Source organism: Aminobacter sp. P4_H6_2 (assembly GCF_056400805.1).
Genome location: NZ_JBFUKO010000179.1, coordinates 1 through 8,925, shown reverse-complemented (window position 1 = coordinate 8,925; position 8,925 = coordinate 1). Strand labels below are relative to the sequence as shown.

8 protein-coding genes are annotated in these 8,925 nt (G+C 62.4%); 3 read left to right on the top strand and 5 right to left on the bottom strand.

The window, feature by feature from the left end; translation table 11 throughout:
• Positions 1 to 39: 39 nt before the first annotated feature.
• Positions 40 to 324, bottom strand: coding sequence for a hypothetical protein (locus AC1DUU_RS14740; RefSeq protein WP_476784153.1), 285 nt, complete (start codon positions 322 to 324; stop codon positions 40 to 42).
• A gap of 377 nt (positions 325 to 701) precedes the next feature.
• Here AC1DUU_RS14740 and AC1DUU_RS14735 point away from each other — a divergent pair, with 377 nt between their 5' ends.
• The gene (locus tag AC1DUU_RS14735) at positions 702 to 1,301 is read left to right on the top strand and encodes a YdeI/OmpD-associated family protein (RefSeq protein WP_476784152.1); all 600 of its coding nucleotides are present in this window, start codon (positions 702 to 704) and stop codon (positions 1,299 to 1,301) included.
• Between the two features lie 146 nt (positions 1,302 to 1,447).
• Here AC1DUU_RS14735 and carA read toward each other — a convergent pair whose 3' ends face one another.
• The gene (gene carA, locus AC1DUU_RS14730; RefSeq protein ID WP_476784151.1) at positions 1,448 to 2,650 is read right to left on the bottom strand and encodes a glutamine-hydrolyzing carbamoyl-phosphate synthase small subunit; all 1,203 of its coding nucleotides are present in this window, start codon (positions 2,648 to 2,650) and stop codon (positions 1,448 to 1,450) included.
• A gap of 289 nt (positions 2,651 to 2,939) precedes the next feature.
• Here carA and AC1DUU_RS14725 point away from each other — a divergent pair, with 289 nt between their 5' ends.
• Positions 2,940 to 3,389: a GatB/YqeY domain-containing protein gene (locus AC1DUU_RS14725; RefSeq protein ID WP_476784150.1), complete on the top strand. Its 450-nt coding sequence runs from the start codon at positions 2,940 to 2,942 to the stop codon at positions 3,387 to 3,389.
• 71 nt (positions 3,390 to 3,460) lie between these two features.
• Here AC1DUU_RS14725 and AC1DUU_RS14720 read toward each other — a convergent pair whose 3' ends face one another.
• From AC1DUU_RS14720 to AC1DUU_RS14710, 3 genes are all read right to left on the bottom strand, one after another.
• Positions 3,461 to 4,045: a glyoxalase superfamily protein gene (locus AC1DUU_RS14720; protein ID WP_476784149.1), complete on the bottom strand. Its 585-nt coding sequence runs from the start codon at positions 4,043 to 4,045 to the stop codon at positions 3,461 to 3,463.
• Positions 4,046 to 4,225: 180 nt separating this feature from the next.
• Positions 4,226 to 5,389, bottom strand: a complete 1,164-nt coding sequence (locus AC1DUU_RS14715) for a M20 aminoacylase family protein (protein WP_476784148.1) — start codon at positions 5,387 to 5,389, stop codon at positions 4,226 to 4,228.
• A 315-nt stretch (positions 5,390 to 5,704) separates the two neighbouring features.
• Positions 5,705 to 7,369: a Na/Pi cotransporter family protein gene (locus AC1DUU_RS14710; protein WP_476784147.1), complete on the bottom strand. Its 1,665-nt coding sequence runs from the start codon at positions 7,367 to 7,369 to the stop codon at positions 5,705 to 5,707.
• 333 nt (positions 7,370 to 7,702) lie between these two features.
• Here AC1DUU_RS14710 and dnaG point away from each other — a divergent pair.
• Positions 7,703 to 8,925: DNA primase (gene dnaG, locus AC1DUU_RS14705; protein ID WP_476784146.1), on the top strand; the 1,223-nt coding region annotated here is incomplete at its 3' end.

Below are 8,925 nucleotides of genomic sequence, written 5' to 3'. Positions count from 1 at the left end.
ACCTAGACCTGTCTGGGCGCCGGGCAGGAGACGTCCGCGCTATTGTTCGACAAAGCGCACGCCTACCGATGTCGGCGAATACCAGCACACGCGTGCCGTTCGCTTTGCTGCCTCGCCGGTAATCGCCAGACTGAACTCGGCTGGCACACCTGTCGTGTCGCCAAAGTCCAATCTTGCGCCATTTTGGGACTGKTTGCGGACAATGCCCTCAAAGGAGCAATAGCCGCCGTAAAATGACAACTTGGCGCCTTTCAGCGTGCGGCGACGGCCTTCCTTGCGTTGTTCGACCCGTTCGTGCGTATTGAGATCTATCACATATGCCATTGATCACCACCGTTTCTCTAACACTGCAGCAGTCGCAAAGCAGAAAGCATGCCAACTGGAAAGACGAAGGCATGACGTCGAAGCCGTATGTCAGGCATGGAGGATTTGGTGGTCAGTTTCGCCTTGCTTCTCCACTGTCTCTACTTGGGGTTCACTCGATGAGCGTTGTTACGATGCAGGCGCCACTACAATAAGCCTGCTGCACTTGGCCTGAACCGCAAGATAGACTGGCATGAGGCGCTGCGAGCATGCAGATTGGGCCACCCATGAAAGCTTGCTTGCCGTGTTCGCAAACCCGGCTTCGCGGCGGTAGGTATCGAAAAGAGGAGAGCCATCTTGTCTGACGGATTTGTTGCTGACGTGGAGCTGGTGATCTGATGGCGCCCGTATATGTCGATCCGGACAAAGTCCGCGAGTTCGCCGATGCCGCGAGTTTCTACGACTGGCTCGGCGAGCACCACGACAGCCAAGACGAGGTCTGGATCAAGATCCACAAGGTGGGGACGGGGCTCAAGTCGATCACGCCGAAAGAGGCTATCGACATGGTGCTGTGCTGGGGCTGGATCGATGGCGTGCGCAAGGGGCTCGACGACAAGAGCTTTTTGCAGCGCTACTCGCCGCGCGGCAAGAAAGGCACCTGGAGCCAGATCAATGTCGACAATGTCGCCCGCCTGATCGCCGAAGGCCGAATGACCGAGCACGGCCTCAGCCACGTCGAGGCGGCCAAGGCTGATGGGCGCTGGCAGCGCGCCTACAAGAGCGGCAAGGACATGAAGATCCCCGACGACCTCCAGGCGGCGATCGACGCCGAGCCCGAGGCGAGGGCGATGTTGGGCAAACTCAGCGCGCAGAATCGTTTCGCACTTGCCTTCCGCACCCACAACATGAAGACCGAAGCCGGGCGCAAGAAGAAGATCGAGACCTTCGTTGCGATGCTCAAGCGCGGCGAAACGATCTACCCTCAGGGCAAGAAATAGGTGGTGCAGCGTGTCGCCGCAGAGGCAAGCTGACAGCGCAGCTTGAGGCCAACATCTGGGTTTTTGGTCACGTAATAGATAAGGCCCCGCAATAGCGGAGCCTTATCTCACGAATGCCTTCGAGGGCCTCTTTCTGAATGTCCGGCTCAGCGCTCAGCCAGTGCCGGCTCGCCCTGGCGGGCGCGGATCAGGTTGACGAAGCGGCGGAAGAGATAGTGCGAATCCTGCGGGCCGGGCGACGCCTCAGGATGGTGCTGGACCGAAAACACCGGGCGGCCGGTGAGCGCAATTCCGCAATTCGAGCCATCGAACAGCGAAACGTGGGTTTCTTCGACGCCTTCGGGCAGCGATTCGGCATCGACCGCAAAGCCGTGGTTCATCGACACGATCTCGACCTTGCCGGTGGTGTGGTCCTTGACCGGATGGTTGGCGCCGTGATGGCCCTGGTGCATCTTTTCGGTCCTGCCGCCAAGGGCAAGGGCCAGCATCTGGTGACCGAGGCAGATGCCGAAGACCGGCAATTCGGTCTTGAGCAGGTCCTTGATGACCGGCACCGAATATTCGCCTGTCGCCGCCGGGTCGCCTGGGCCGTTGGACAGGAAGATGCCGTCCGGCTTCATTGCCAGGATGTCTTCGGCCGAAGTCTTGGCCGGAACGACCGTGACCTTGGCGCCGAGGCCGGCGAGCAGGCGCAGGATGTTGCGCTTCACGCCATAATCGATGGCAACGACATGCATGGTGGCTTCATTGCGCTCGCCGTAGCCTTCGTTCCAGACCCAGGGCGTTTCGCTCCAGCTGGAGGACTGGCCAGAGGTGACTTCCTTGGCGAGGTCGAGGCCAACGAGACCTGACCATGCGCGGGCCCGGGCCCTCAAATCGTCGAGGTCGAACTTGCCGTCCGGCGCGTGCGCGATGACGCCATTGGGCATGCCCTTTTCGCGGATCAGTGCGGTCAACGCGCGGGTGTCGACGCCCGACATGGCAACGATGCCGCGCCGCTTCAGCCACTGGTCGAGATGGCCGGCGGCACGATAGCTCGATGGGTTGGTGACATCGGCCTTGAACACCGCACCGACCGCGCCGAAGCGGGCCGCCGGGTTCAGGTCCTCGATGTCTTCATCGTTGGTACCGATGTTGCCGATGTGAGGGAAGGTGAAGGTGACGATCTGGCTGGCGTAGGATGGGTCGGTCAGAACCTCCTGGTAGCCGGTCAGTGCCGTATTGAAGCAGACTTCGGCGACGGCAGTCCCTGTGGCGCCAAGGCCTCGGCCGGTGATGACCGTGCCGTCGGCCAGAACCAGAACGGCGGTCGGCACTTCGGTTGCCCAGGGGGCGGTCTCTGAGGCCATGGCGATGCTCCTGCGTAACGGGCGCGGCGACTTGAAAAATGGCTCGCAAGGGGCCATATCGCGCAGCGAAAAGCACGGACGACCGCCGTCAGGCGAGCCCCGTGCACAAAACAAACTAGTCCTTGCAAGGCGCGGACAATAAGCGAAGGCCGGCGGGTGGTCAATGACCGCACCGGAATTCACGGCTAATTATTTTTCCTAGCAAAAACAGGAAGTTGGCCATTGTCATTCGGTTTGCCACTGTGGCAGGTCGGCGTTATTGTTTGCGACACGTTCAGGAGTAATGGCCATGCGCGAGACACTCGCCGAGGCGCTGAAGACTGCATTGAAAGCCGGCGACAAACGCCGCACATCGACGCTCAGGCTGATCCAGGCCGCTATCCAGGACCGCGACATCGCCCATCGCGGTTCCGGCAAGGACCCGGTGTCGGATGATGAAATCCTGCAGATCCTGACCAAGATGGTCAAGCAGCGGCAAGAATCGGCCAAGGCCTTCGAGGAAGGCGCGAGGCTGGAGCTTGCCGCCCAGGAACGCGATGAGATAACCATCATCACCGACTTCCTGCCCAAGCAGATGGAAGACGCAGCGGTGCGCGACGCAGCGCAAAAAGTGATCGCCGAGCTCGGCGCTGAGGGCCTGCGCGACATGGGCCGCATTATGAATGCGCTCAAGGAGCGCTATCCCGGCCAGATGGATTTCGGCAAGGCGAGCGGCATCGTCAAGGAGCTGCTGCAGTAGCTTCACCCTTGATTGCGTTTTGAACAACGACGCCCCGACTGCCATGCAGTCGGGGCGTTTTTCTTGGGATCTCAGGCGGCGCGACTAAGCCTGACGGGCGTCTTGTCCTGGAGGCCCCAGATGTGCCCGAACGGATCGAACACGGTGGCGCCGCGTCGGCCGTCGGTCGCTTCCCCTAGCTCTCCCCGCAGGGTCGCTCCAGCGTTGATTGCTCTTTGCAGGGCCGCCTCGGCGCTGGCGACGTCAAGCACAAAGACCGTACTGACCGCGCCCTTGGCCTTGGGAAAAAAGGGGCCGCCTCGGTGCGGCTCCAGTTCCCTGCGGGGATTGGCCCCTCCGACTTGCATTGCCGTATCGCCGATTTGCAGGTCTATCGAGATCGCCTCACCCTCAAACATGTAGGCCCCGCCACGAACGGCGCCGAAGGCCCGCTGATAGAATGCGGCCGCTTCCTCTTCGCGGCCGTGCTCGACCATGATCGAGATGCGGAAGTCGGCCTTGGTGTCACAGTGCGCCTTGAACATGTTCCAGTCGTCGAAGCCGAACTGGTGTGCGACGATTTCGAGGCAGGCGCTGTGCGAGAGGTGGATGTTTTGTGCGGCCAGGCTGCTGCGCAGTTCCTTGGCTATGGATTTCACGTGATCAAGTGATGGCATGGAATGTTCCCATGGAAAGGGTGACAAACAACGTCAGTGCTCGCATTGCCGACGGTCACCCAAGGGGGCCAAGCCAAGGTTGAGGTGCATTCACCAATCCGGAAGGAGCGAGCGGCAGGCTGCACGGCCTTTGCAGAGGTCACCAATAAAATCCGATTCGGGCAACCCCTTCGCCTGAGATTACTCGGCCGGCAGGCGCTGGCGCGCGATGGCGGCGTGGAAGCGCGCGCCGTGGATCAGGGCGGCGTCGTTGAAGTCGAATGTCGGGTTGTGGAGCGGTGCCGAGCCTTCGCCGTTGCCAATATAGGCAAAGCAGCCGGGCACATGATCGAGGAAGCGGGCGAAGTCCTCCGATGCGGAGACGATCTCGCCTTTGCCGTTGACGGCGCCGGGGGCAAAAACCGTGCTTGCGGCCTCAAGCGCTGCCTGTGTTGCGTCGGCGTCATTGATCAGCGGCACGAACTCCCTGGTGTAGGTCACCTCGGCTGAGCAGTTGAACGTCAGGGCCGTGCCCTCGGCGATGATGCGCATCTGCCTTTCAATTTCGGCGCTCACCTCGGGCCGGAAGCTTCTGGCGTCCCCGAGGATGCGGGCGAAGCCGGGCAGGGCGTTGCGGGTGCCGTCGGTCAAAAGCTCGGTGACCGAAACGACCGAGATGTCGGCCGGGCTCAACCGGCGCGACACGATGGTCTGGAGATTGGTAACCAGCGCACAGGCGGCGACCAGAACCTCGCGCCCGCCATGCGGCCGGGCCGCATGACCGCCAAGGCCGCGCAGCACGATCTCGAAATTGTCTTCGGCCGACATGATCGGGCCGGGCCGGGTTTCGAAATGGCCGACAGGCAGGCCGGGCATGTTGTGCAGCCCGTAAATTTCGTCGAAGGGAAAGCGCGCCATCAGGCCGTCGTCGAGCATGGCGAGCGCACCCTTGCCCCACTCCTCGGCGGGCTGGAAGATGAAGCGCACCGTGCCGTCGAAGCCGCCTTCGCTGGCGAGCATCTTGGCTGCGCCCAACAGCATGGCCGTGTGGCCGTCATGGCCGCAGGCATGCATGACGCCGGGTGTCTGCGAGGGATGGTCGTGGTTCGCTTGCTCCGTGATGCGGAGCGCGTCCATGTCGGCCCGGAGTGCTATGGCGCGGTTGCCACTGCCACGCCTGAGCGTTCCGACAACGCCGGTTCCGCCGACACCTTCGACGACCTCATTGAGGCCGAAGGCCCTGAGCTGTGCCGCCACGAACGCGCTCGTGCGCTTTTCCTCAAAGCCGAATTCGGGATGGGCATGCAGATCGCGCCGCCATGCGGTCATCTCGGCGATGAGGGCTTCGTGGTCGAGCGCGGCCATATCTATATCCCCTTCGTTGAAAGGGGCAGCGTCACCCGGATTGGCGGTGGCAGGCAAGGCTTGTCGGTGAGGCCAGACAGCACTTGAGCGATTGTTGCCTTGAGCCACGATCCCACGCCGTCGTCATCCCGGGCGAACGGAGCGAGACCCGGGACCTATTGATGAGCGCGGCCGGGTCCTGAGTTTGTGGAGGCATAGACGAGTACGTCAACGCGAGGACCCGGCCGCGCCAGACGATATTCCAGTCAATGGTTCCCGGATAAGCTTCGCTACGCTGCGCTTTCCGGGATGACGATGGTGACGTCGGCCTTCTGTTCAGCTCGCCTTGAGGCGTGTGCCGCTGAGCAGACCCTGCTCTTCGAGCACCGGATAGGCCATCGAGGCGAGCAGCGAGTTGATCTGCTTGAGGTCGCGGATGGTGTCGAGATGGATCGAGCTTGTCTCGACGCTCTTGATGGTGCCGTCGCGCAGGCGCAGGAAATGGCTCTGACTGGTTTCTTTCTCGACGTCGCGCAGCCGGTCCTTTTCGAGCACGAGCTGTCGTGCGGTATTGGGATCGCGCGATACCAGGACGTTGAAGGCAAGCCGCGCGTTGGCCATGACAGCGGCGTGGAAGCTCGAAAGCTCGCGCCAGCCTTCGGGTGTGAATTCGAGGCCGCGATCGAGTTTCTTCTGCACATGGGCGAGCATGTTGCGGACGATGATGTCGCCGACCTGCTCGAGCTTGACGCAGGCGCCAAGCAGTTCCTGGCAACGCAGCGCCTCGTCCTCGGTCATCGGCCGGATGGTGGCCTTGGCGAGGTAGAGCTTGATCGCCGCATGCTTGCGGTCGACGCGGTCGTCGAGCGAGGCCAGCGCCTTGATCTTGTCGTCATCGGCCTTCTCATACAGCTCGATGATGCGCTGGAGCATGATCTCGACGGTTTCGCAAACGCGGACCACTTCGCGGGTGGCATTGGCGAGAGCTAGTGATGGTGTGTCGAGGGCGGCCTCGTTGAGGGCGCTCAGTTCGGCGACCGCTATGTCTTTGGCCGGGTCGGCTTTGGCGCCGAGCGCCACGATCTTTTCAGAGGCGCTGTAGACGAGTTTGGCGAGCGGAATGCCGGCGACCAGGATCAGGCAATTGAACAATATATGGGCGTTGATGATCTGGTCCGGCACGGTCGAACCGAGGAAGGCGACAGACGGCTTGATCCACAAGAAGGCAACCAGCATGACAAGCGAGCCCGCGCCGCGCATCAGAAGGTTGCCGATGGGCACGACGCGGACGGCTGGCTCGGCGTTGCGCGTAAGCAAAGGCGCGATGATCGAGCTGCCGAGATTGACGCCGAGCACCAGAACGATGCCGAGTTCGGGCGGAACGAAGCCGCGGCCCCCAAGGGCGACGATCAAAAGCACGGCGGCGATCGAGGAATGGAACAGCCAGGTGACGACAGCGGCGAGCAGATAGGCGGTGACGGGATCGCCGGCGAAATAGTCGACGATGACCGGCAAAAGTTTGCTTTCGCGCAGCGGCTCGGATGCCTGGCCGACCATTTCGAGCGACAGCACCAGAAGGCCGATGCCAACGAGGATGCGGCCGGTCTGCTGCCAGCTACGCCGGTCGGTGGCCAGGAACATGGTGGTGCCGGCGACGAGGCAGAGCGGCACCAGAAGCGTGAGGTCGAAGGTCAGGATCTTGATGACCAGCGCCGAGCCGATTTCGGCGCCGCGCACGGCGAGCTGGCCGGCAATGCCGCTGACGATGCCGGCGCCGGCAAAAGAGCCGACTAGCAAGGTGACGGCAGTGGAACTTTGGAAGGCGATGGCAAGGGCAGTGCCGGCAAGCACGGCGAGGATCGGATTGCGCATGGTGTTGCGCAGCTTGTGACGCAGGACGTCGCCATAGGCGCGCTCGACGCCGGTGCGCACCATGCGAGTGGCGAACAAAAGCAGGGCGACCGCGCCGGCAAGATGCAGCAGGACGACCGAACCGCTCATTGGCTGCACCTGTGGGGGCTGCACCGAAGGGCGGTTGAGGAGGCGACCGCGATGGTCTGGGCGCGTAAACGAATCACTGTCATGGCCATGCCGATTAGATTAGCCGGATAATATTATTCGTCCATATTGCACACGTGTGCATTGGGCCGCAAGATGCTCGATCTGTCATATATAGAGATACTCCCGGCGAGCCTGGGGTTCCGTAGCGACTGTGGGGCGGCGCAATCTGGATGTTCATGCAGGCCAGGGGCTGTGAACAGCGGGCATGACGGCGAATAGGATTAGTGTCGGGCGGGGAGAGCGCCTATATCAGGATGAAACAAGCAGGGCCCAATGCGCTTTTCCGACGGATTTTTGAGCGAGATACGCGACCGCGTGCCGATTTCGGCCGTTATCGGCCTGCGCGTGACGTGGGACCGCAAAAAGACCAACGCACCGCGTGGTGATTTTTGGGCGTGCTGCCCGTTCCATGGCGAGAAGTCGCCGTCGTTTCACTGCGAGGACCGCAAGGGCCGCTATCATTGCTTCGGCTGCGGGGTTTCGGGCGATCATTTCCGTTTCTTCACCGAACTCGACGGCATGACCTTCCCCGAGGCGGTGGAGCGGGTCGCCGAGATGGCTGGCGTGCCGATGCCGGCGCGCGACGCGCAGGAAGAACGGCGCGAGCGCGAGCGCGCCTCGCTGCACGACGTCATGGAGCTGGCGACCAAGTTTTTCGAGGACCGGCTGCAATCGGCCGACGGGGCGAGGGGACGTGCCTATCTGCGCGACCGTGGGCTTTCGCCGGCAACGCAGCAGCAGTTCCGGCTCGGCTTCGCGCCCGACAGCCGCAACGCGCTCAAGGAATTTTTGGCTTCCAAGGGTATCGAAAAAGCGCAGATGGAGGCCTGCGGGCTGACCGTCTTTGAGGACGTGCCGGTTTCCTACGATCGTTTCCGCGACCGCATCATGTTTCCAATCCCTGATTCACGCGGCCGCATCATCGCTTTTGGCGGACGCGCCATGTCAGCCGAGGTTTCGGCCAAGTATCTCAACTCGCCTGAGACCGAGCTCTTCCACAAGGGTAACGTGCTTTACAATTTCGCCCGCGCCCGCAAGGCGCTGCAAAAGGGCGGAGCGGTGATCGCGGTCGAAGGCTACATGGACGTGATCGCGCTGGCCCAGGCCGGTTTCGACAATGTCGTGGCGCCGCTTGGCACCGCGCTGACCGAAAACCAGCTCGAACTGCTGTGGCGCATGTCGGGCGAACCGGTTTTGTGCTTCGACGGCGACAAGGCCGGCCTGAAGGCCGCCTACCGCGCCGCCGATATGGTGCTGCCGCTGGTGGCACCTGGGCACACTGCGCGCTTTGCGCTGCTGCCGGAGGGCAAGGACCCCGACGATCTGGTCAAGGCCGAAGGACCGGAGGCGTTTCGTTCCGTACTTACCGCCGCGCGGCCTTTGTCCGAGCTGATCTGGATGCGCGAGACCTCGGGCGGGCTGTTCGACACGCCCGAGCGCCGTGCGGAGCTTGAAAAGACGCTGCGCGAGCTGAGCGGCAGGATCAAGGACGAGAG

What these genes read in the sequence shown, in the direction of transcription:
- AC1DUU_RS14735 (WP_476784152.1), top strand. Translation starts at nt 702, where the DNA reads ATGGCGCCCGTATATGTCGATCCGGACAAAGTCCGCGAGTTCGCCGAT.
- carA (WP_476784151.1), bottom strand. Translation starts at nt 2,650, where the DNA reads ATGGCCTCAGAGACCGCCCCCTGGGCAACCGAAGTGCCGACCGCCGTT.
- AC1DUU_RS14725 (WP_476784150.1), top strand. Translation starts at nt 2,940, where the DNA reads ATGCGCGAGACACTCGCCGAGGCGCTGAAGACTGCATTGAAAGCCGGC.
- AC1DUU_RS14720 (WP_476784149.1), bottom strand. Translation starts at nt 4,045, where the DNA reads ATGCCATCACTTGATCACGTGAAATCCATAGCCAAGGAACTGCGCAGC.
- AC1DUU_RS14715 (WP_476784148.1), bottom strand. Translation starts at nt 5,389, where the DNA reads ATGGCCGCGCTCGACCACGAAGCCCTCATCGCCGAGATGACCGCATGG.
- AC1DUU_RS14710 (WP_476784147.1), bottom strand. Translation starts at nt 7,369, where the DNA reads ATGAGCGGTTCGGTCGTCCTGCTGCATCTTGCCGGCGCGGTCGCCCTG.